At 60.4% G+C, this 22,351-nt stretch carries 19 protein-coding genes; 14 read left to right on the forward strand and 5 right to left on the reverse strand.

Translation table 11 applies throughout. The features are described from left to right. The first annotated feature begins 148 nt into the window (after window positions 1–148). From V8192_RS14200 to V8192_RS14210, 3 genes are all read left to right on the forward strand, one after another. Window positions 149–1,198 (forward strand): class I SAM-dependent methyltransferase, encoded by a 1,050-nt coding sequence (locus V8192_RS14200; RefSeq protein WP_341633754.1) that lies wholly within the window; start codon window positions 149–151, stop codon window positions 1,196–1,198. Window positions 1,199–1,399: 201 nt separating this feature from the next. Then, a complete protein-coding gene (locus tag V8192_RS14205; protein WP_341633755.1) occupies window positions 1,400–2,296 on the forward strand; it encodes a hypothetical protein in 897 nt (298 codons plus the stop codon). Between the two features lie 19 nt (window positions 2,297–2,315). Next, window positions 2,316–3,233, forward strand: coding sequence for an FkbM family methyltransferase (locus V8192_RS14210; RefSeq protein ID WP_341633756.1), 918 nt, complete (start codon window positions 2,316–2,318; stop codon window positions 3,231–3,233). Between the two features lie 36 nt (window positions 3,234–3,269). Here V8192_RS14210 and V8192_RS14215 read toward each other — a convergent pair whose 3' ends face one another. After that, on the reverse strand, window positions 3,270–4,448 hold the full coding sequence (locus V8192_RS14215; RefSeq protein WP_341633757.1) for a hypothetical protein: 1,179 nt from the start codon (window positions 4,446–4,448) through the stop codon (window positions 3,270–3,272). Window positions 4,449–4,639: 191 nt separating this feature from the next. Here V8192_RS14215 and V8192_RS14220 point away from each other — a divergent pair, with 191 nt between their 5' ends. The 8 genes from V8192_RS14220 (at window position 4,640) to V8192_RS14255 (ending at window position 15,575) form a co-directional block, all read left to right on the forward strand. Then, on the forward strand, window positions 4,640–5,293 hold the full coding sequence (locus V8192_RS14220) for an FkbM family methyltransferase (protein WP_341633758.1): 654 nt from the start codon (window positions 4,640–4,642) through the stop codon (window positions 5,291–5,293). Window positions 5,294–5,523: 230 nt separating this feature from the next. Beyond that, window positions 5,524–6,036 carry an FkbM family methyltransferase gene (locus V8192_RS14225; RefSeq protein WP_341633759.1) on the forward strand — a complete coding sequence of 171 codons (513 nt, stop codon included), beginning with the start codon at window positions 5,524–5,526 and terminating at the stop codon, window positions 6,034–6,036. A 45-nt stretch (window positions 6,037–6,081) separates the two neighbouring features. After that, window positions 6,082–8,586 carry a glycosyltransferase gene (locus V8192_RS14230; protein ID WP_341633760.1) on the forward strand — a complete coding sequence of 835 codons (2,505 nt, stop codon included), beginning with the start codon at window positions 6,082–6,084 and terminating at the stop codon, window positions 8,584–8,586. Then, complete coding sequence (locus V8192_RS14235) at window positions 8,583–10,298, forward strand: hypothetical protein (protein WP_341633761.1); 1,716 nt, start codon at window positions 8,583–8,585, stop codon at window positions 10,296–10,298. The genes V8192_RS14230 and V8192_RS14235 overlap by 4 nt, the downstream gene beginning before the upstream one ends. Before the next feature lie 61 nt (window positions 10,299–10,359). Then, window positions 10,360–10,995: a hypothetical protein gene (locus V8192_RS14240; protein WP_341633762.1), complete on the forward strand. Its 636-nt coding sequence runs from the start codon at window positions 10,360–10,362 to the stop codon at window positions 10,993–10,995. Window positions 10,996–10,997: 2 nt separating this feature from the next. Continuing rightward, on the forward strand, window positions 10,998–13,208 hold the full coding sequence (locus tag V8192_RS14245) for a hypothetical protein (RefSeq protein WP_341633763.1): 2,211 nt from the start codon (window positions 10,998–11,000) through the stop codon (window positions 13,206–13,208). Between the two features lie 34 nt (window positions 13,209–13,242). Next, a complete protein-coding gene (locus tag V8192_RS14250; protein WP_341633764.1) occupies window positions 13,243–14,484 on the forward strand; it encodes a hypothetical protein in 1,242 nt (413 codons plus the stop codon). Continuing rightward, window positions 14,481–15,575 (forward strand): glycosyltransferase family protein, encoded by a 1,095-nt coding sequence (locus tag V8192_RS14255; protein WP_341633765.1) that lies wholly within the window; start codon window positions 14,481–14,483, stop codon window positions 15,573–15,575. Before V8192_RS14250 ends, V8192_RS14255 begins: the two co-directional genes overlap by 4 nt. Before the next feature lie 27 nt (window positions 15,576–15,602). Here V8192_RS14255 and V8192_RS14260 read toward each other — a convergent pair whose 3' ends face one another. Genes V8192_RS14260 through V8192_RS14275 form a run of 4 tightly spaced genes read right to left on the reverse strand, consistent with a single transcriptional unit; the run spans window position 15,603 to window position 19,234 of the window. Continuing rightward, a complete protein-coding gene (locus V8192_RS14260) occupies window positions 15,603–16,511 on the reverse strand; it encodes a hypothetical protein (protein ID WP_341633766.1) in 909 nt (302 codons plus the stop codon). Window positions 16,512–16,555: 44 nt separating this feature from the next. Next, window positions 16,556–17,263 (reverse strand): ABC transporter ATP-binding protein, encoded by a 708-nt coding sequence (locus V8192_RS14265; protein ID WP_341633767.1) that lies wholly within the window; start codon window positions 17,261–17,263, stop codon window positions 16,556–16,558. Continuing rightward, window positions 17,260–18,003 (reverse strand): ABC transporter permease, encoded by a 744-nt coding sequence (locus V8192_RS14270; protein ID WP_341633768.1) that lies wholly within the window; start codon window positions 18,001–18,003, stop codon window positions 17,260–17,262. The genes V8192_RS14265 and V8192_RS14270 overlap by 4 nt, the downstream gene beginning before the upstream one ends. A 58-nt stretch (window positions 18,004–18,061) precedes the next feature. Next, entirely contained in the window at window positions 18,062–19,234 is a 1,173-nt protein-coding gene (locus V8192_RS14275) for a KpsE/RkpR family capsule polysaccharide export protein (protein WP_341633769.1), read from the reverse strand. A gap of 319 nt (window positions 19,235–19,553) precedes the next feature. On the opposite strand from V8192_RS14275, the gene V8192_RS14280 reads away from it, so the two are divergent. The 3 genes from V8192_RS14280 (at window position 19,554) to rfbB (ending at window position 22,347) form a co-directional block, all read left to right on the forward strand. Beyond that, the gene (locus tag V8192_RS14280) at window positions 19,554–20,651 is read left to right on the forward strand and encodes a polysaccharide biosynthesis/export family protein (protein ID WP_341633770.1); all 1,098 of its coding nucleotides are present in this window, start codon (window positions 19,554–19,556) and stop codon (window positions 20,649–20,651) included. A gap of 71 nt (window positions 20,652–20,722) precedes the next feature. Further along, window positions 20,723–21,298, forward strand: coding sequence for a dTDP-4-dehydrorhamnose 3,5-epimerase (gene rfbC / locus V8192_RS14285; RefSeq protein ID WP_341633771.1), 576 nt, complete (start codon window positions 20,723–20,725; stop codon window positions 21,296–21,298). Then, a complete protein-coding gene (gene rfbB / locus V8192_RS14290) occupies window positions 21,289–22,347 on the forward strand; it encodes a dTDP-glucose 4,6-dehydratase (RefSeq protein ID WP_341633772.1) in 1,059 nt (352 codons plus the stop codon). Before rfbC ends, rfbB begins: the two co-directional genes overlap by 10 nt. Window positions 22,348–22,351: the final 4 nt, after the last annotated feature.

The raw sequence follows: 22,351 nt of genomic DNA on the forward strand, positions 1-22,351 counted from the left end.
GCCGATCGCTACCCCCAAAAGCTGTGCTAAGCCGTGAACTTGTACAGCTTGCAACTGTCTGCCAGCGGCTGGAAAGGCGTTGGGAACACAAGGCCTTGACGCTCAGCCGTCGCCTCGTTGGTATAGGGAAAGGAGCATCTGGCGCGGCATGAATCTCGTCTACCTCATCGCCAATCACAACGAACGTTTTGCTCGATCGAGGAAGGTCGGGAAGATGCGCCTTGAGCACAATGGCCTTACGTGGCGCGGAGTGAAGCTCGATGTCGATGGCGGATCGATTTACGTCGAGAGGGCGACGGAATGTCAGCCTTTCAGAAGTCGAGCAGCTTCGATCGGATGGTATGCGAAGGGGCTGCACGGCGACACCGAAGTTGCGGTCCGCTTCCTGAGCAACGGGAAGACCGTCTCGAAGCGAAGGCTGAAGGTCCACGACCGGGGTTTCGAGCCTATCGTGCTTCCATGGCCGGTCGATCCGGTCGCTTTGCCGCTGGATCTTGAGATCTACTGCAGCGGTCCTTCACCCGTCTTCATCGCCAGTCACTTCGACCTTGATCGCTCCTTGCTGTTCGGCAGGTGCAAGGGCAGGGGTGTCGAACTTGGCCCCGGGCCCAACCCCCATATCCACCCGAGCGATGAGACGGACGTCCTCTACGTCGAACAGAAGCCGGCGGAGGAATGGGTTCAGCTTTACGGCGAACATTACAAGATGAAGTTCGACCCGGCACTGGAGCCACTCTACATCGTGGGTGAAGCCCACGAGATCCCGGTCGCACCCGAAAGCCTGGATTTCATCTATTCAAGCCACGTATTCGAGCATCTCGTAAATCCCATCGGACACCTCGAGCGCTGGTCAAAGCTGCTGAGGAAGGGAGGGGAGGTCATGATGGTCGTGCCCGACTATATCGGCTCGAAGGATTATCTTGCCGACCCCACAAGCATGGCGGAGATGATGGAGGAGTTTCGCGACGGCGGCTTCGCTCCGTCATTCAGCCATTACGAGCGATACGGCCACGCGCGCAGTTCGCCCGACAAGGCCCAGAAGCTATTCGATTCGAAGTCTTCGATCCATATGCACTATTATACCAACGATAATATGAGGGAGCTTCTGGAATTCTCGGTATCTCAAGGTCATTTCTCAAAGTATACAATCATTCATAGCCGGAATGCGAAGGATTTCCACGTCATCGCGTCAAAATGACAGGATCGTTCAAAGTCCAACGGCTCTCTAATGCGGCCCGCTATGTTACCCACGACTTCGATCAATCATTTTTCGTTGCTCGGTCAACGATAATGGTAACTTCATGGCGGTGCGTATTACAGGGTGGCCGCCTTGACGGCGAAAGGCGGCTTGTCCTACTTGTCGGCGTCCGCCTGAGCGGCTGGGAGCAAACGCTTTAACATGGCGACGATCGTCCGCGACCCCCTGGTAGCCGAACATTTCGTGGAGATGGATCTTCAGTCCGCCGAGGACTGTGCAAGGGTCAGAGCGCTCTACGAGGAAGGCAATCTAATCTTGTTGCGCGGCGTTCGCTTCGATCTCGATTATGCTTTTCTGAACAGTCTGGACTTCGACGTCGAGGGACCTGACGAAATCATCAGGAAGCTCAAGAAATATGGCGGAGACCGGGTCATCGGTCTTGATCCCGCAAGCCCCAATTCACTCGATCAGTTCGTCTTCCAGAACGTCTTCAATCGCGATGCCGGCAAGCTCTCCTACTTTCAGGAGCAGGTGAAGAGCGGCGATGCACAGTCGGATGCTCTCTATTCAAGGCTTTTCCCCAAGTACGTGGCGACCCGCACCGTCTACACGTGGCGATTCACGTCCACGATGTTCGAGAACCTGCACTGGGACAATTTCGGGATAGTGGAACCCTTCCACCAGGTTCGCATATTTACGAACATCGCTGCTTCGCCGCGATTGTGGCGGACAAGCCACCGGATCGATGATTTTGCCGAGACGATTTACGACACGCACGACCTTGGCCAACTCGCAGGAAAGATCGGGGACGATCTCAACCGCTTCGTCAACAAGACCGTCGGCGGGATGAAAGGCGCCTGCTTGGACCGTCTGCCGAAAAATCACATTGCCTTCGAGCAGGGCGACGTATGGCTGTGCGAGACCCGCATTGTTGCCCACCAGATCTATCATGGGGAAAAAGCCTTTGCGGCGATGTACTTTAGCAATCCTCAGACTATGGATCGCCCGGAGTTGACGTTCGACGCTCGCATCGCCCGGCTTCATCAGAGGCACGGTCACGGCGACGAACGTCTTCCAAGCACGGCAAAAGCCCGGTGAATTTTGAAATGGACGTTGCATGCCTCTAGAAATCCGATCGACGACAAAACGCGACTTCGAGGCGGGAATTATCTCGCTGCCAGTCGAGGAGCTGGACGTCAGTGGCCGGATCGTTCGCTATGTCGCAACCTCGCGCCAGTCCCAGAAGCGCATCCGGAGCCTGCTGACCAAGGAACCGCTCACCATTCCCTGGATCGAGACCTTCGGTCCGGACGAGGTCGTTGTCGATATCGGTGCCAACGTCGGCATGTACGCCATTTATGCCGGCGTTGTCGGCTGCCGTGTCTTTGCCTTCGAGCCGGAGGCACTGAACTATGCCGAGCTCAACAAGAATATCTTCGTCAATGACCTTCACGGCCGTGTGACGGCTTATTGCATGGCGATCACGGATGTTGCGGATGTCTCGGTGCTTCACCTCAGCGGCTTCAGCTACGCCGGTTCGCATCATGACTTTGGCGAGAACTGGTGGAAGGCCGACCGGCTGATCGGCGGGCGGATGATCGAACGGGACAAGCGCCCGCAACAGGGCTGCGTTTCCTTCCCGCTGGACGAGCTCGTGTCCCGGCAGGTGCTGCCGCCCCCCAATCACATCAAGATCGACGTCGACGGATTCGAATATAAGGTTGCAAAGGGTGCTGCGAACACCTTTCAGCGGCCCGAGCTCAAGACCATCCTGCTTGAAGTGGACTTCAAGATTCCGGAGAGCCTCGAGGTCGTGGCGCATCTTAAATCACAAGGCTGGAAGCTCTCGCAGCACCAGCTGCGGATCAATCAGCATGAATATATGCCGGAAGGTAAGATCGAGTCGCTCATGAGCAGGGGCAAGGGCGGAGCAAACTTCATCTTTTTCAAGGATGATGATTACTTCCGCTTCTTCGAGGAGTTCACGCAAACCTTCGTGCCGCCCAATCCAGTGCCGGCACCCCAGACGGCTTGACGTCTCCTTTGTGCAGCGGCCGGAAAGGCCGCTTGATCAGCTGAGTGACTGCGCCTCCGGATTAGGCGGCGGAACGGGCCGCCGCACCGAACGGCCGAGGCGACGGAAGGCCGCTTTCACCTGCCACAAGGGGCTGGAGCGAAGCACGTGCCGCTGCAGCGCTCCAAGTTCGCCATAGAGGCGGTCGATCTTCGCATCCCGGTTGGCGATCACGCGTGCCATCTCCTTGCGGCGTGCCCGGCTTGCCTCCAGTTCGGCCTGTGCTTCGATCAGCTGGGCTTCCAGGGTTTCCCGGGCCTCGATTTGCTTATGCAGGTCGGCGTTGAGAAGAGTGGTCTTCCGGCGCTGCTGCTGGAGCATGGCCTTCAGGCCGATAGCATCGCTGCTCTGGGTCTCATGCATTCCGGGCGCGCGTGCTGGGCGCGTTCCTGACGAAGACCCGGGTTCCATGGCATGAGCTCCCCTGATGACACGCGCGAAAGCGCTGGCGGCAACGTCGAATTCGGCCCTGATCCTGTCGAGCGCCTCGTAGTCGGAAGGATTCTCTCCGGTCTCTGCCCAGCGCGAAAGGATTTCCGAGCTTTGCTGCAGCCAGGGCGGCAGGAGCGCTTTGCTCCCCGCGCCCGGGATGCTTCGATCTTGGCCGAGGCGGTCAAACAGGGATGCGACTTCGAATTCGACGCTCGCGATTGCTCTTGGCCAGATCAACTGCAGAGCCGTCTGCGCCTTCGCGGCGACGTTTTCCCAGTCTCGGACGAGTTGATCGAAGCTGGTGCAGGCGCGCTGTATGCCGCGTGTCCCGCTCTCGGCGGCGAGCATGTTGCGAAGCCAAACCATCTGGCCGAGCGCCTCGTTTTGACGCGAACTCTCCAAGGGCTCAGCTGGATTGCGCGCGACGATCATTACCTCGGGCGTGCAGCCAAATTGCTTGAGCGCCTCCATCCAGAAAGCAAGCAGTCGGCAAATGCTGGGGTCGGACAGAACGAAAAGCTCGGTGGAGCCGAATTCCTCTTCCAGAAGCGCGATGGCGCGATCGAGGAATTCGGGCGCGCGCGGCGACTGCAGCCATGCCTCGTAGAAAGGAGTGAAATCGTCGCGCGAGGAGCCGGCCGAAGCGAGCAATTCGTCGTTGAAGTCGCAGATCCGCTGGGACTGAGAGGCAGCGCCGGCACTCCTGGGCGTCCCGCAACCGAGACTGCCAAGGACTCCCGCCATCGCCGCTGACGCTCGTCCGTCGCCGCCCAGCACCAAAACACAGGACTTAACTCGTTGAGATCTTGGACGTTCGGCTTTGCTCATCGTTCGCTTGAATACCCTCTTTGGCCTCGTCTCAGCCTTGCTGCCCCCGGTTTCGCCTGCCATAATCGCCGGACATTGTCACTCATCCAGACCAACGGCTTATCAGCATGGAAATAGAGGCAAATCTGCCACCTGCCACGACGTGGCCGGACAACCCTTATCAAGCGAGCTGGGCCGCGACGGACTATATGTATTCCGCCGAAGGTCCTGGCGAATTTCCCAACCACGCCTGCAAGCTGACCTATCTGCTGAGCAAGCCGTTCATCAAGAACTTCAGGACGGCCTTGGACATTGGATGCCGGGTCGGCGAGTTCACCCGCTATCTCCAGCTTGATTTCGACCAGGTAAGCGCATTCGATCCCACGCTTTGCGCCAAGTTCCGCTTCAACGTCGATCTTGGAAAGGTCACCCATTATCATTGCGCGCTCGGCGACGAGCGGGGCGACATTCGGATGTACGACGGGGCGCACCACGAACGGTTGGGAATAGCACCGCGGATCGTGCCTGTTTTCCCGCTGGACATGTTCGACTTCCAGAATGTCGATTACATCAAGATCGACGTGGAGGGATTCGAGAAGAAGGTGCTGCTCGGAGGCGCCCGCACCATCGAACGCTGGAACCCGGTGATCGTCATCGAGCAGAACCACGTGGTGCTCGACGGCGAAGCGCAATATTCCGCCAAGGAGTATCTCGAGAGTATCGGGTATCGGAACGTCGCGGTCGACAAGCGCGGCTGGGATTTCGTGATGGTTCGCGAATAGGGGGCGCTTCCGTTCCCGTGCCTTGCTGGCCTCGGGGCTGGCTGCCATAACCGCCGAAATCCCTACCTTATCCAATCGGATAGCTTGTCATGGAACATCCGAACGTCCCCCCGCCGACCAAATGGCCCGATAACCCGTATCAAGAAGAATGGGCGGCTGACGACTATCTGTATCTGCCGAAGGGTCCTCCCAAGAGCGACCCGGATCATCCATGCAAACTGACTTACTTGTTGAGCAAGCCGTTCATCGAGAACTTCAGAGTTGCGCTGGATATTGGCTGTCGGGTCGGAGAATTCACCCGATATCTTCAGCTCGACTTTGACCGCGTTCACGCATTCGATCCGCGGATCTGGCCGAATTTCCGGTACAATGTCGATCTGGGCAAGGTCACTCATTACAAATGCGCGCTTGGCGACGAGGCTGGCGAAATCCAGATGTATGCGGGGAGCCATACGCCAAGCGCCGGAAATGAGCCGCGGACCGTCCCGGTCTACACGCTCGATGCGTTCGAGTTCGAGGACGTCGACTACATCAAGATCGACGTGGAGGGGTTCGAGAAGAAGGTGCTGCTCGGAGGCGCCCGAACCATCGAGCGCTGGAACCCGGTGATCGTCATTGAGCAGAACCACGTGGTGCTCGACGGCGAAGCGCAATATTCCGCCAAGGAATATCTCGAGAGTATCGGCTATCGGAACGTCGCGGTCGACAAGCGCGGCTGGGATTTCGTGATGGTTCGCGACTAGGACGAAGCTCGGCAAACGGTCCGCATTGGCGCAGGTTCGATACAGATGGATTTAGCTAGCGAAAGGAACCTCTTCGTCGAGTTCGAGGGGGCTGTGCTCTCCCCGCTGACGCAGGTTCCCAGTCTCGTTCGGCCCTACCGGATCGGCTGGCTTCTGAAGTCTCTCGATGTTGACTCGGCGAGCATCCGCTATCGCTGCTTCCACTTCGCGCGTGTCCTCTCGCCGCGCTTCAAGAGCGTCTATTTCACGTCGGCTACGGAAATGCAGAACGCGCTTCCAACGCTCGACGCCATCATTCTCGTCAAGCGCATCGACAAGGCGGTCCCAAGCCTCGTTGCCAAGGCCAGGCTCTATCACGTGCCGGTCTTCCTCGATCTTTGCGACGACATGATCGCGCCTGGCTACGTGAAGAACGAGTTCGGGGTGAATCTCCTGCGATTTCTCGGCATTGTTCCGTTCCTGGCAGGAGTGACGGTCCCGAGCGCCAGGATGGCCGACCGCATCGCTGGCTACGCTTCCGACAACGGCTTTCCCTCCCTTAAGGTGCACGTGATTCCGGACGTTGCGGAAACCTGGAACGTCTATCGCGCGACCTACAAGGCGATCACGGGAAAGGACGTTCAAGGCGCGTTGACCGGGCCGGGCCGTCCCCAATCGTTCGGGCCCAAGAAGGTCGTTTGGTTCGGGAACTACGGCGCAAGCCACAGCAACTTCGGCATCTTCAGCCTCAAACCCACGCTCAAATCGCTGCGGGCGGTCAACCAGGAAATCCCGCTCGAACTCGTGATCATCAGCAACAGCGAGCCCGTTTACAAGGCGCTCGTCCACGAATGCGGCTTTCTCACGCGATACGTGCCCTGGTCGCCCGAAGCCGTCTATTCGGAGCTTGCATCCGCCCACGCTGCCCTTCTCACCACGGGCGACGATGATTTTTGCGAGATAAAGTCCTCCAGCCGGGTCCTTCAGGCTTTTGCCGCCGGAGTGCCGGTCATCACTGCAAAAGGTCCGGCAATCTCGGAATTCGACGATGCTATTGCGGTCGGGCGAATGAAGGACGCGCTGCGCTCGTGCCTTGGCCCCTCGCGGCAGCGCTTTGTCCCGCCGCGCCTTGCTTCTGCCCGGCGTATCCTGCCGCGCTACACGCCGGAGCGGATCGGCACGATCTGGGCGAGCCTATTGAGTGCCTCGATCAGGCTGGGTCGGGCAGCGCGCGCTCAAATCCGGCGCAATACCTACCTCCTCATCCTCGAGCCCGGCGACGACGTAAAGAAGGCCCATGCATTGCTGAGCACGGTCAAGCAGCACCGTGACATCGAATATGTCCTCCTGGTTTCGAGCGAACTCGTGGAGTCGCAGCCCGGTTTCGGGCGGATATTGCGATTGTCCCGCAAATATCCGCGATTCTATTCCGGCCGTCTCGAGGGGATTCGCAACCTCCTCGTCGATTGCGCTGGCGTCGTTGTCGAGCGACGCTCCGCCTCGGTAGCCAAGCTCGTCGGTGGCTATGCAGCGCAGCTCGGTATCCCGGTACTGACGAGCGAGGAGGCGGTCGCCCGCTTCTCACGGACCTCGGCGCTCGCGAACGTCGATCGCGAAATCCCGAGCATTCGCAATCCGGGTCCCTTCGACGAACGTCTGAACGATGATGGAACCGTCGACTGGTCCTTCATCGTCAACGAGAAGGCCCGAGGGTGGATATTGGACGGCATTTGCCGTGAGATCGGCTCTCGTCAGCCTGACAGCTGGCAGGTGTGCTATCATCCGGACGTCCCGCCGGAAGCAAAAAACTTCTTCTTCTCTCATTATGCCCTGTTTCAGGCGTTCGTCGACGAGCAGCCGGACAAGCTTGAAAACTCAAAGACGTTCGTCTGGTACACTCATCCACGAGAAGAGAATGCAAATTCGGTCGCGAGGCTGCTGCTGGCATTCGAGCGCGTGACGAAGGTCGTCTTCGCCTGCGAGTCGAACCGCCAGCTATGGATCGAACGGGGCCTTGCGGAGGAGAAGACTGCCGTAATTCTGGGAGCGGCAGATCCCTGGTTGTTCAGGTATCACGAGCGAGGGAATGGCATCGTCGGCCTGTCGTCTTCCTTCTATGAGCGGAAAAACCCCGACTGCCTGCTCGAAGTCCTTAAACTGCTCCCGCACCGGGAGTTCATGCTCGTTGGCCGCAACTGGAACCAATATGCGCTGTTCGAAGAGATGCAGGCGCTCCCGAACTTCACTTACAGGACGGCTCCCTACAGGGACTATCCGGCCATTTATGCCAACTTCGACGTCTATCTTTCGATCTCGAGCCTAGAAGGAGGGCCGATCCCACTGGTCGAGGCCATGATGAGCAATGCCGTTCCGGTCGCGAGCCGGACGGGGTTTGCTCCGGACCTCATCGATCACGGCCGGAACGGCTATGTCTTCGACCTCGACGCTCCGGCGGAAAGGATCGCCGAACTTATCGAAAAGGCCTTCGAGCTGGAGGGCGATGTTCGTGAGACGGTCGAGCAATACAGCTGGGACGCATTCAGTTCCGCCGTGGTGAAGCTCGCACAATGAGCGCCGATATGCAGCTTGCGGCGCTCATCGCCGGACGCCGCGCGCTCGAAAACTCCAATCCAAGATTGCTCGGCTGGGCCAGCAGGCACTGGCTGCACTGGCTCGACGAGCAGCGCACCGTCGAGCACGACCAGAAGCCGGCGGTCGTCGCTGTCGCTGCCTTGAGCCGCCTGGAGGATATTCCTCTTCACGTCGGGCTCATCCAGCTCCTTGCCAGCGCCGGCCTGTCCTCGACGGTCGTACTCGCCTTTCCGACGGCGGCGATGACGCGTCTTGCTGCAGCAAGAGCCCGGCGCGAAGAATGGCTCGGGCTGGTTCACATGACGTCGCGAGCCGACCTCCCAAACGTCATCGAGCGACTGCCTTCCGGTGCAACCCTCGCTTTCTTCCCCATTCCCTGCGTCCTGTCCGCGGCTGTCCTTGAAGCAATCGCGTCGGGAGCAGCAATTGCGCCCGGCGGGCCGTGGCCAATGGATGGCGAGCCCTTTTTTCTTGGGCGAGCGGGCGATTTTTCGACGTGGACCGAAGAGCCAGGGCGCCTGACAGGGGCCGGACTGAATGCAGCGCTTGCGGCAACGCTTCGTGCCGACCCAAGAGCTCTTGCGACTGCGGCCGAACCGCCATTCGAGCTCAATCCTGAACCCGTAGCGAAGCGTCAGCTCCAGGTGCTGCTTTCGCCTGAAGGTAGCCTCGAGATAGCTAGCTCATGGGACAGCGGCGAGCTTCTGGTCAGCAGAGTTGATGAATCTGGCGAGAGCTCCGTCGTTGTCCGGCAGCGGCGGGAGCTGATCGGCGCCGAGCAGTGCATCAAGATCCGAATGCCGGCACGCTTCCTCACGGTTGAACCCCGGCAAGTGCGGATTGAACTGCGCGTCGCGGCCGAAGCACAGGCAGTACGCAACCTGGGCTTTCACGTGCCGCCGTCACGACTTGAACCGTGGATGGTCAGCGCATTTCTGAATCGGGGAGGGGGCGGCAATCCCGTCATCCGGGCGTTCGCCGGCGGTCTTGGATGCCGTATTGCCTATGCCGAGGATGAACCGCCTGAGCTGCAGGACATTCCCGTCGTCTGGGGCGTCCTTCGTCAGAGTGACCGTATTCTCGCCCAGGCCAAGGCACAGGGTCTCTATTACTTCTATATCGACCACGCCTATTTCAACCGTGGGCACGGAAAGGCCTACAGGATCACCAGAAACGGCTATGAGGCCGGGGCAGTTCGGGAATGCCCGATGGACCGGGCCGCGGATCTGGGCATCGGTCTGCTGCCGTGGCGCAAGTCCGGGCGAGAAGTCATCGTATGTCCGCCGACCGACTATTTCATGGCCGCTCACGGATGTGCTGGCTGGCTCGAAACCACGCTCGAAAAGCTCTCTCGTCGTACCGATCGCCCGGTGACCGTCCGGGTGAAGCCCCAGCCGGGCGAAACCGCGGTACCACTCGAAGAGGCGCTTCAAGGCGCACACGCACTTGTCACGCACTCGTCCAACGTCGCAATCGAGGCCGCGTGCCTTGGCACTCCCGTGTTCGTCGATCCGGCCAGCGCAGCCGCGCCCGTCGGTTTGACGGATTTGGATCAGATCGAATCCCCCGTTTATCCGGACCGCGAGCCATGGCTGTCGCACCTCGCCTACAACCAATTCACCTTCGAGGAGATTGGTGACGGGCGCGCCTGGCGCATGCTGATGGAACTGGAGGAGCGGGAACCTGTCTGAACCGCGCCTCCTCATTTGTGGTCCGGCGATAAATGCCGCCGAATCCACCAGGTGCCTCGCGATGATGCGGGGCATCGATACCCCGAACGCGACCAAGTTCGTCATCACGACGGGGAAATTCGATGCCGAACAGGCAGCCTCGACCTTCAACATCGAGGCCAGTTATCCGGCCGAGATTGCCGAGCTGCAGACGCTCGCGAGGGCGGCGGAGCCCGAGGGGGCCGGCAAACAATGTTTCAGGGACGCCTACGACCTCTACTGCTTGCGCCGGCTGGTTGAGGAGAGGAAGGGATTTGAGTTCGCCGTGCTGATGCGGAGCGCCGCCGGGTTCGATGAACTTTGGCCCGGCCTGCACTCGAGGGTTAAGGGCGAGCTGTTTTTGACCTTTGCCCCACAACCCGTCGATGAGACCGGACTGATCGCAACGAACCTCGTCATCGATCTTACCGACGAGCGGGCCGGTCCGTTCCTCGACAGGATAGGAGAGGTTTATAGAAGCGGCGCCTCCTATTCGATTGCTGGCTATAGTCTCGATGCGGGCCTGCACGTGGCGTTCGAAGCCATGGGACTGGAGGAAACCATCACCGACTTCATGAAGGGACCGTCTGCAGCTCAGGCGCAAAGCGATTGGTTCGGGCGGCCTCGGTCGGGCAGACCGGCCGTCTTGCCGTCCGAGCCCGCAGTGTTGGGACGATAGCGATGGCAGGCAGGGTTCCAGCAGATTTCAACGCCGACTGGTATCAGGCGACCTATCCGGACGTCGCCCTCAGCGGCCTGCGTCCGCAAGAGCATTACCGGCGCTTTGGCCGGCTGATGGGCCGCAGTCCTAACGGCGCGGCAGCAAGCCGTGCCGAGGAAGCCGAAGCCGCTTCCCCGGTTCCTTTGGATGGAGGAGCTCTTGTCGCAGTTGAAACTGAGGCCGCCGGGCAGGTCGTCGAGCTTTCTCCGGAAGGGCCCGCCATCATCGATCGCCCCGCCGATTTCGATGCCGCGGACGTGCTGCCCGCAGCGGCGCCGCCAAGGCACGGCCGTGACGGCAATGAAAGGATCAGCATCGAGACAATGGCGGAAGGCCCGTTCCAGCCTGGCGACGTGCGCGCGCGCGGCCTCGATGCCCTGGCCTCATATGCCCGCCTGTTCGGATTGCCGGAAACGGCCGAAGAGCCCGACGTCGAACTTCGCGTTTCTTGCGGGGCCCAGGAATTCCAGGTTGGCGAGGCGCGGATCGAGAACGCCTGGTTTGCCGACCGGTCGACGCTGCGGCTGATGCTGGCGGGCGGCACCAACGCAGGCCCTGCAGCATCATCCCTCGTTATTCGCGCCTACCAGGCAAGTCCGGCGAGCCCGAACGACCTGTCCACGCTCGGCGAAGGCATTCAGCTTCCCACGGTCGGGCCTGTCTTTCTCGACCTCTTGCTGCTCCACCCCTTCATGCCGCTCCTGCTGGAACTCTCGGACACCGAGGGGAAGACGCGGGGAATCGCACTGATGCCTTTCCCGTCACTACTGCCTGGCGGAGTCCACTGGGCGGAGCTCAAGGCCCAGCAAACCGAAGCCAACCCGATGGACGACTTCTGGTCGCTGTCGGAAGCCTTGCTGAAGGAAGCTGTCGGCGGGCGCGGTTGGCCGCGGCGTTCGGTTGGAAGCTTTGCTGTCGACCGAGGGTCAACGGAATCTGCGGTTGCACTTTCGGGCGAGGTCCAGGAGTGGCTCGCAGCAGTATTCCAGCTGAACCTTGAGGCACGCTCGGCAGACCCTGATCACGCAGCCAATATCTCGCGGCTGTCCTTGCAAGGGCCGAGCGCCGGGCTGGAACTCATCCTTCCTTCCGATTGCATGCCGACCATCGGTGTGTTGGTCTCGCGCCGGCCTGGACCGGGCGACCGGCATCTTGCCCCTTATCTCGTCGCTGAGGCCGACAGCCACCGCCCGCGCTGGTCGGTGTTGTTGCCCTCGACGAGCGAAACTTGCACCAATGTTCCTATCCTCCGTTCGCATTCCACTGAAACGGGGGAAGCGGGCGAAGAGTGGGGAGTGGACGCCGGTCGCGGCCATATCGCAATCGCGCTCCGTCGGCTGGCTCCGGAAAGTGCGGCGCGTTGGGAGGAGGAGCCGACCATCGCCGCCGATGAGGCGGGGCCCGCGCAGCTTAGCGTTGTCCTCGAGGCATCCGAGGGCGCTCGAGCGGGTGCACTCATGACGTCGCTACGGAAATTCGCCCGAGGCGCTCCAATCGAGTTCCTGGTGAAACTGTCCTCGAACGAAGGCGGATTGGTGAATGAACTGAACCGCAGTTGCGGGGAAGGGGGCTGGTCCGCGATCTCCCCTGATGCGGATTTGAGAGATGTTGCCGAGACCGCGCAAAACGAGACCATTCTGGTTATCAGCGACCAGGTTCGTCTGGAGGACCCCGCAGCACTCGGCTTCCTCTGCGCCCTGCTCGAGGGCGATGGATCCATCGGGTCGGTAAGCTGCCTCCTCAAGGGCGAAAAAGTCATCAAGAAGCTCGCCGTCCTGCAGCCGGTGAGCGCCGGCATTTTCCCCAGCGGCGTTTCCTTCTCGACGGCCCCGCACCTTTCCTTTGCGGAACCCGACGTGTTCGATGCTCTTCCAGAGCTCACCTATCCCGTGGTTGCGAACACCCTTCTCATGACCCTTTTCCGAAGGAGTGCGCTTGCAGCCCTGCCGCGTCCGTCCGCGCCCGTACCCCCGAGCGCTCTCGACATCCGGATCGGCCTTGATCTCATGGATGCGGGATTTGGCAATTGGTGCACGACGAAGGTGGGGGCCTTGCTTTGCGGTCCACATCAGCGGCGCGATTCCATCGACCCTTTCGGGGGCGTGTATGTCGAGCCGCGACGCTGGGCCGACCTTCTGGAACGCGTGAGCCTAGTCCGCGAACTCTTCTGATGCCTGTTTCCACATCAAGGCATCTGGGCCAGTCATGATTCGCAAGCGAGCGTCCCGCCCCGGCAGCGGAAAGAGGATCATCTTCGCGATCAACCTCGTGCAGGACGTGAACATCGTTCGCGGCCTTGCCTATCTTGCCGCGCGGGAAACGGACGCGCAGATCGGCTTTCTCGTTTCGCAGGCCTTCCTGAAACGGGACCGGCAAAAGATCTGGCAGCGCGAAGTTGCCGCAATGGCCGCAGCGACCGGTGCGACGATGCATCTCTTCGGGTCAGTGAATGAAGCCTATGCAGTCCTCGATGGTGGTGGCGGCATTATCTTTGCAGCGAGCGAATCGAACCTTGCTGCCCACCGCGAGACAGCCGAGATCTTCGAGGTCGCGCCCGCAAGCTACCTGCGAGTGACGTTGCAGCATGGTTTCGAATGCATCGGCTTCCTGCAAAGCCGCGAGCATGTGATCAGCCACGGGAGAAACATCTCCTTTTGGGCGGACGTCGTCTGCAGCTGGTTCGGGGCTGCCTCCCTTACTTCGCTAACCGCCTCCCAGCGTTCGAAACTCTATGTGACGGGACCCCCGACGCTCCTGCAGCGACCGAGCTTCAACAAGGAGCAGTCGCCGGTTGCCGGGGGCCTCGTCTGCGAGAACCTTCATTCCGTTCGGCTAAAAGCGTCCGGCGATCACAAGACATCCTTCATGAACATCTTCTTCGATTTCTGCACCGAGATGGCGAAAAGGTCGCAGACCGTGACGCTTCGTCCCCATCCTGGCGGTCAGTACGTCCTGAAGAACAACGTTCCCTTGCCGCCAAACGTGCACCTGAACATGCAGCCCTCGTCCCGGCTCAACATGGCGAACTACAGCTTCGGCATCTCGGCGCCTTCGACGATCATCTTCGACATGATCCTTGCCGGGCTCCCGGTGGGGCTATGGCGCGATCCCGCGGGCATCATGGATGCAAGCAATTACGACGGACTGACCGAAATCAGCACTCTCGACGACTGGCTTGGGTTCGAGCGCGACGTACGGTTGCGGCGCGAAATGATCATCGATCGCCAGGACGCCTTCCTTCGCAGGCTCGACATGCCGCTTGATCCTGACGAAATCTATCGCCGGTTTGCCCGCCTCATCGTTGCAGGACTTGCCGGCATTGATGCTCGCCCCGTCGATGACCACAGGGCAATTCGCTCCAGCGGCATCCTCTCCTCGAGTGCTGCAAAGCGCGTCAAGCGCCCGATCGTCCTCTCGAAGGATGTGCTGGTGGAGACGAAGGCGTGACCGACCGTCCCGAGCTTCAGTCCTCAAGGAGGGTGCTCGTGGTCCATGAGGGGAAGAATGGACCGACGGCGACGCAGATGATCAGCTTTGGTCAGCCGTTCGAAAGTCGCGGCGGGGCGCCGGCCTACCAGATCAGCTTCGAAACGCACCTGCCGGACCGGGGCGGGATCGAGAAGGCATTCGGTGACCACGGTCCGCACGTACTGGTTCTTTCGAGATATACGTCGGAGCTCGGCCTCGATTGGATCCGGCTTTCGCGAGAAGCCGGAATCCCGGTCGTCTTTCATATCGACGATGATCTGCTCGCGGTGCCGGCGAGCCTCGGCGAAGCAAAGTACAAGGCCTATAACAGTCCCGAGCGCCTGCGGGCGCTGCGGCAGAATATCGAACAGAGCGACCTTCTCTACGTTTCGACGAGCGAGCTTGCGAGGCGCTTTGAAGATCACGGAATCTCGACCGCGATCATTTCCGGAAGCCTCTATTGCTCGGTTCGTCCTGATGAAATCGGCGCCTTGCTGCCACCTGCGAGCGGTCCGGTGATCGGATATATGGGCACGAGCGGACATGCGGCCGATCTCGCAATGGTCCTTCCCGCGATCTGCGAGGTCATGGATGTTGTGCCGGGCATGCAGTTCGAGGTCTTCGGAACGATCAAAATGCCTCCGCAGATGGAGCGTTTCGGCCGCCGTGTCCGTCACATCGAGGCAGTTGGCGACTATAAGCAGTTCCTTGCTCACCTGCGTACGCTCGGTTGGTGGATCGGTCTTGCGCCGCTCGAGGACAATCCCTTCAACCGCAGCAAGGCCGACACCAAGTGGGTCGAGTATAGCAGCGCCGGCATCCCTGTAATTGCATCCGACCTGCCGCTTTATGAGCGGGCCTGTGCCGACGGCGCGGGCATCCTCGCCAATTCAAAAGAGGATTGGAAAAGGGCGCTTCTCGAGCTCGTCTACCGCCCGGATCTTCGCAAGCGAATGGTCGAGCGGGCACAGGCGAGGCTACACGAAGCCTATACTCATGAGTGTCTTCGTTCGCAGGTCACCGAGATCTTCAGCCGGGCCCTGGCGATGAAGCAGCAAGCGACAGGATAGCTCCCTGAACGCGCGGATCAGCCTGCCCTAAGCAGCCTTCGCCTGTTCCTGCATCTGACGGTGGACGGCCTCGACGCGGGCGTTGAAGCGGTTGCTCGGGTTTGCCATCGACGCGCTGTTCACGAACCACATGTAGACCATGGCTGCTTCGCCATAATAGATCTGGTGAGAGAGAAGGCGCGATTCACCCAGCCAGACTTCGCCCGGATCGAACGCGACGCGATGCCTTGGCAACGTGTCCATCCAGGTATTCAATGTGCCGCCAAGAACCGTGCTTGTGATGAAATCCAGCATTTGATTGGGGTCCGAACCGGCGAAGCGGCCCAGATCGTATCGCTCGTAATTCTTTCGTATCCAGTCGATGAAGCCGTGACTGAGGCTCCAGATCCTCGGCCGGCTGTCCAGGTTTGCGAATATCCGCGCCTGGTGGAAATCATCGTTGATCGAGTGATTGTCCCAGTGCAAATTCTCGAACATCGTCCGAATGAGCCGGACGCTCGGTATGAAACGAAACGTCTCGTAACCGGGAAAGCAGATCCCGAAGATCCTGAGCACCTCGTCATGGGCAAATCGAAGCGCCTTTGCCGCTCTTTCAAACGTTTCCCTGTCGCCGCGACATAGGACATCGAAGATCGCCTGCCGCACGGGATCGGCAAAGATCAGCCTGTCTCCGCTAGCCTGCGGCGTCCTCCCTTTGAAAAAATAGGGAGCGGTCATCTTCTTGAGCTTGCGCCGAACCTCGGGGTCCTCGATCGAGTCCGTGCTCTTGGCGAGCGCGGCGAAAGCCTCGAAGTCGACATCGAGCCGATAATCCTTGATGAGGACCAGGCGGCCTTCCTCGAAGAGGTCGGCGATGCCGCCTCGCGCCTCGATCTCAGGAAGCGACATCTCCACGAAATAGTCGGCGACCTTGGGATGCCGGTCGATGAGAGCCATGATCAGTAGGACCCGCTCAGCTGCGCTGTTTCCGGTTCCCTCACCTAAGCGTTCGCCTGTTTCATTTCCTTGACCATCTGCTCCATGCTCTCGAAGCCTTCCCCGAGGAGTTCCTTGTACTGGAAATAGACTTCCTCGAAGTTATCGTGCTCCTCGATCGCTCCGTTGCGGAACAGCAGGAAGCGATGGCACGTGTCCTTGAGATACCGGTGACTGTGGGAAACGATGATCATCGCCTTGTCGTTGCGCTTTTCGAACAGTTCGACCCGGCATTTGTCGCGAAAGAACTGATCGCCCACGGCCATGACTTCGTCGATGAGATAGCAATCGAAATCGATCGTCATCGAGACGGCGAACGCCAGGCGCGCGCGCATGCCCGATGAGTAAGTGACGACGGGCTCGTAGAGGTACACGCCAAGCTGCGAAAATTCCTTCACGAATTCGAACCGGGGTTCGAAATCCACGCCATAGATGCGGCAGATGAAGCGAAGGTTGTCGGCGCCCGTAAGCGTGCCGTGAAATCCGCCCGAAAAGGCGAGGGGCCACGAGACCGACATGTTACGCTCGATCGTCCCCAAGGTCGGAGGCTCCGCTCCGCTGATCAGCCGCACCAGGGTCGACTTGCCCGCACCATTTCGCCCGAGGATGCCGATGCGCTCGCCCCGGTTGATGGTCAGGTTGATGTTGTTGAGCACGCGGCGGGACCCCGCCTTCGTCTCATAATCCTTACTGACATTGGTGAGCCGGATCATTCTTCGCTCGTGTCCAAACCGATCTGCCGCAGCAGGCTTAGCCCTGTGAAAGATAATATCATATTGAAAACAACGACGTATGGAATGTCGTAGTGGGCATGCATCATCGAGCCGAACCAGCCCTCGCGCATATATTCGAGGGCATTCAGCATCGGGAGCCACAGGACGACCTCGCGCATCGTCTGGGGAAGAGCGTCGGCGATGTAGGCGACGCCCGAAAAGGGCATCAAGACGTACGAGATGGGCGGCCAGAGATTCTCGATGACCGGGAATTTCTCGGCAAGGCCGGCGATCGTGAGGCCAAAACCTGCCCCGAACCAAGCGAGCAGCAGCCAGCCATTCAGCACCTGGAAAGCGTCCTCAGGAGCAGGCATCATTTCGAGCGAGCAGAAAATGATGCCGAGCGCGACGAGGCTCGTCGTTGTCGCCATGAACTCGAGCGACACGCGTGCCACGTAGACGTCAGTGATCGTCACCTGGCGGTGGTAGAGCAGGCTCTTGTTGGACTTCATTGCTCCCATGCACCGCGCCGGCATGCTGCGCCAAAGCAGCATCGAGGTATATCCGGTCAGCGCGAAGGCCACGATCGGGATGGTCGAGCCATGAAGTCTCCCCGTCGCGGTCCAGACGGCCGTGACGACGGCGATGAAAAGCATCGGCTCGACGAAGAGCCAGAGGAACCCGATGTTGTTGCGCCCGTAACGGGTGAGGAGCTCGCGCAGGATCAGCGCGCCGATCACTCGGCGTGCTATTTTCCAGGGCGCCTCGCCGACTAGTGGCGGTTTGCCTGGAGCCTCTCTACTGAGCATGTTCTTTGACGCCCGCCAGCAGCATCCTCAGGATCCCGTACGCGACGAGGGACAGTGCGATCGTGGCGAGGATCCCGCGGGCGCGGCGAGGCTCGATCGGCGAGTCAGGCAGGTTGGGCTCGACGATCCGCTCGACATAGGCCTGTTTCCGTCCGGCTTCGCTCCGGGCCTGTTCCAGGGACGCAAGGGCGCTCGCCAGCTGCTTGTTCGCAAGGTCACTCTCGAGGAACAACCGCTCGTACTGGACCGCATTCTGCGCCAGCGAGTGGTTCCTGCCCGTCACCTTGCCCATTTCCACGTCAATCTGGTGCTGAAGCGTCTGGAGCTGTGACTGGACGACCGGGATGCGCGGATTTTCCGGGGTGTAGCGCTGAAGCTGCGCAAGCTCGGTACGCGCCGCGATCAGGCTGTCCTGAAGCTTGGAAACCATCGACATCTGAGCTTCAGCCTGCTTCTCGGGATCAACGACCCCGACACGGCTCCGATAGGCTGCCAGTGCAATTCCCGTGGACGTGGCCTGGGCCTTGGCCTGTGTCACCTCGTCTTCGGCATAACGAATGAGGTCCTGCCTGCCGCGTTCGTTGAGGCGGTTGACCATCGCTTCCGACATGTCGAGCAGCACCTGGTTCACGCGGTGCGCTTCCTGCGCGCTATATGCCCGCACCGTCAGCGTCGTGATCGAGGTCGTGGTATCGTTCTGAAGCAGCACTTTCGAACGGAAATATTTGTAGAGGTCCTCGAACGAACCGCCATGCCGGTTGGGATTGAACCGGTCGAGGACGAAGATGCCGGGGCTCGAATAGGCCCGCTCAAACGCGTCGTGCTGGTTGACCGCCTTCAGCGCATCGCGCGAGGTCGCAAAGGATTGCGCCGCATAGACTTCGTCGCCGCCGGTCGTGAAGCCCGCGCTCTGCAGGACCAGTCCCAGCGTCGATGCCACGGGCTTTGCCGGGTTCCGGATGACAAAACGCGATTCCGAGACGTACACGTCCGATGCGAGGAAGCCGAAGTAAAGAACGGCCAGCGCCACAGGCAGGACAACGACGAGTAGAAAGAGGCGGTCGACCTTAGGCGCCTTCCGGAATCTTCCGAAGCTGACTCTGCCCGTGTCGAGCGCCTCGTCAGTTGCAGCCGGCTTGCCGGTGATGGGCAAAAGTTCCATGCGATGTGATGCTCACGAATTGGTGTCGTGGAATAATGGCCAATCAGGGTAAACTACTGAACCTCGATTGAACACATCGCGGGGCGTCTGCCGCGCGATTCAGCTGTTGGCAAGGTGATATCTCGGATGGCGTTTCCTTGTTGAGCGGCTACCGTAAGCCCTTTAAAGACCCTGCGAAAATCCTTCAGGCGGAGTGATAATGGTTAATTTTGAAAGGGGCAATCGCGCATCCGGCGCGGGATGGCCACTGAAGGTATTGCCCTTGGCGTTTGCCGCTCTTGCGGGCTGTTCGTCTCTTGGAGCCAGCGGGCCCAACCCAATGCAGATCAAGGCGGCCAAGAAGGAGACCTTGGCCGGAGCGCCGATCACGGTCGTCGACGTAACGGATGCCGCGGTTCGGCGGATGATTGCGGCAGGCGGCGCTGGTCTTTTTTCGCAGACCCTCGGTGATGCCCCGCCGAGCGGCAATCTGATCGGACCTGGAGACGTGCTCGAGGTGACGATCTGGGAAGCTCCTCCCGCCGCCCTCTTCGGAGCGAACACGAGCTTCGGGGGCGCAGGCTCGACCGATATCCTCGCAGCCACCGCGGGGCTCGGCGTCAGGAGCGGACTTCCGGAGATGATGGTCGATTCCACCGGACGGATCACGGTGCCCTTTGCAGGAGCGGTTCCGGCCGCCGGCCGCACCACGCAGCAGGTCGAGCGGGAAATCGCGGCGCGGCTCGCACGCAAGGCGCACGATCCTCAGGTTTCGGTTCGCCTTGCTCAAAATGCGAGCGCAACCGTCGCCGTCGTTGGGGACGACGGGAAGGCGACGCGAGTTGCGCTGACGCCGCGTGGAGAGCGGCTGCTCGATGTCCTGACGAGCGCGGGCGGCGTCAACAAGCCCGTCGGAAAAATCATGGTGGAGGTGACCCGCAACGGCAGGGTCGCCTACATGCCGCTCGAAAGCGTCATCCGAAACCCGCATGAAAATATCCGGATGGGGCCGGATGACATTGTCACCGCACTCTACCAGCCGTTCAGCTTCACTGCTCTTGGCGCAACGAACACCAGCGCGGAAATTCCCTTCGAAGCGACTGGGCTGACGCTTGCCGAGGCACTGGGCCGGGTCGGCGGCCTCAAGGACAACCAGGCGAACATCCGCGGTGCCTACATCTTCCGTTTCGAAGATCCGGCTGCGCTTGATCCGGCAATCGCGGCGACAGCACGTCGCACGCCCGACGGGCGGATTCCGGTCATCTACAGAATAGACCTCAGCAAGGCATCGACGCTGTTTGTGGCGCAGGGATTTCCAATGCGAAACAAGGATGTGCTCTACGTAACGAACGCGCCGCTGAGCGATCTGCAGAAGTTCGTCTCGATCCTTTCCTCGATGGCATTCGCCCTCATTGGACTGGGGCAGGCCGTTCCTTGAGATAGCTGAGGATTGCGCAGTTGGCGCTGTCGCGGCAACTGCAGGTCTAAGGCTCCTGACAGGAACAGAGGATGCAAATCCGCACATTCGACCTCGACGGCCCCGTCGAAATCCTTCCCTCGAAGATCGAGGACGAACGGGGTTATTTTTCGGAAATCTTCCGCTTGAGCGAGTTCACGAAACACGCTGGCCCCGTGGATTTCGTCCAGGACAACCAATCATTGAGCGTTCGCCGCGGGACCGTCCGCGGCCTCCACTTCCAGTCGCACCCTGCCGCACAGGGAAAGCTCGTTCGTTGCCTTGCCGGGAAGATCCTCGACGTCGCGGTCGACATCCGGGCGGATTCCGCGACCTACGGCCGCTGGGTCTCGGTCACCCTTTCGCCCAGCGACAACAACCAGCTGTGGGTGCCGGTGGGTTTTGCGCACGGCTTCTGCACGCTCGAAGCCAGCAGCATCATCAGCTACAGGGTGACGAGCTATTACAGCCCCGAGAACGACAAGGGCGTCGCCTGGGACGATGCGGATATCGGCGTCACATGGCCCGATTTTGCCGATCCGGCGACCCTGTCTGCCAAGGATCGGGCACAGCCGAAGTTATCCGACCTTCCCCGCTATTTTGAGATGGACAACAGCCGATGCGTGTAATGGTCACCGGCGGCGCCGGGTTTATCGGTTCGGCCCTCGTGAGGCACCTCGTGCTCGAGGAGGGCCATGACGTCCTCAATGTCGATGCATTGACCTATGCCGGCTATCTGCCCTCGCTAAGGGCTGTCGAGGGCAAGTCGAACTATCGTTTCCTCCACAAGAATGTCTGTGACCGGAAGGCGATGGACGATGCGATCGAAGGCTTCCGGCCGGACCGGATCATGCACCTTGCGGCCGAAAGTCACGTCGACCGCTCGATCACTGGAGCGGCTGATTTCGTTCAGACCAACGTGATCGGCACGTTCACCTTGCTCGATGCCGCGCGCGGCTATTGGTCCGGGCTTAAAGGGCGGGCACAGGATGATTTTCGCTTTCTCCATGTCTCCACCGACGAGGTGTACGGATCGCTTGGCGACGAGGGGCTGTTCACCGAGGACACGCCCTACGATCCAAGTTCGCCCTATTCTGCCTCGAAGGCCTCGTCCGACCATCTCGCCAAGGCCTGGCACCGCACCTACGGCCTGCCCGTCGTAGTCTCGAATTGCTCGAACAATTACGGACCCTATCACTTTCCCGAAAAGCTCATCCCGCTGACGATCCTCAATGCGCTCGCTGGCGAAAGACTGCCGGTCTACGGCAGGGGCGAAAACGTCCGGGACTGGCTCTACGTCGAGGACCACGCCCGCGCGCTCGACCTTATCGCTGCCAAGGGACGTCCAGGCGAGACCTACAATGTCGGTGGCCGCAATGAGCGTCGCAACATCGAGGTCGTGCAAACCATCTGCACCGTGCTGGATCAACTCGCACCCGCCAACCGCGCCCGCGAGGAACTCATCGAGTTCGTGACCGATCGGCCAGGTCACGATGCGCGCTATGCAATCGATGCAAGCAAACTCGAGGCCGAACTTGGCTGGCGCGCGCGCGAAAACTTCGACACCGGCATCGAAAAGACCGTGCGGTGGTACCTCGATAATGACTGGTGGTGGCGGCCCCTGCGCGAGCGTTACAAGGGCGAGCGCCTTGGCCTCGTCAAGTCTGCCAGGGCTTAACGCC

This window comes from Sphingomonas agri, assembly GCF_038148795.1.
GTDB classification, from domain to species: Bacteria; Pseudomonadota; Alphaproteobacteria; order Sphingomonadales; family Sphingomonadaceae; genus Sphingomicrobium; species Sphingomicrobium agri.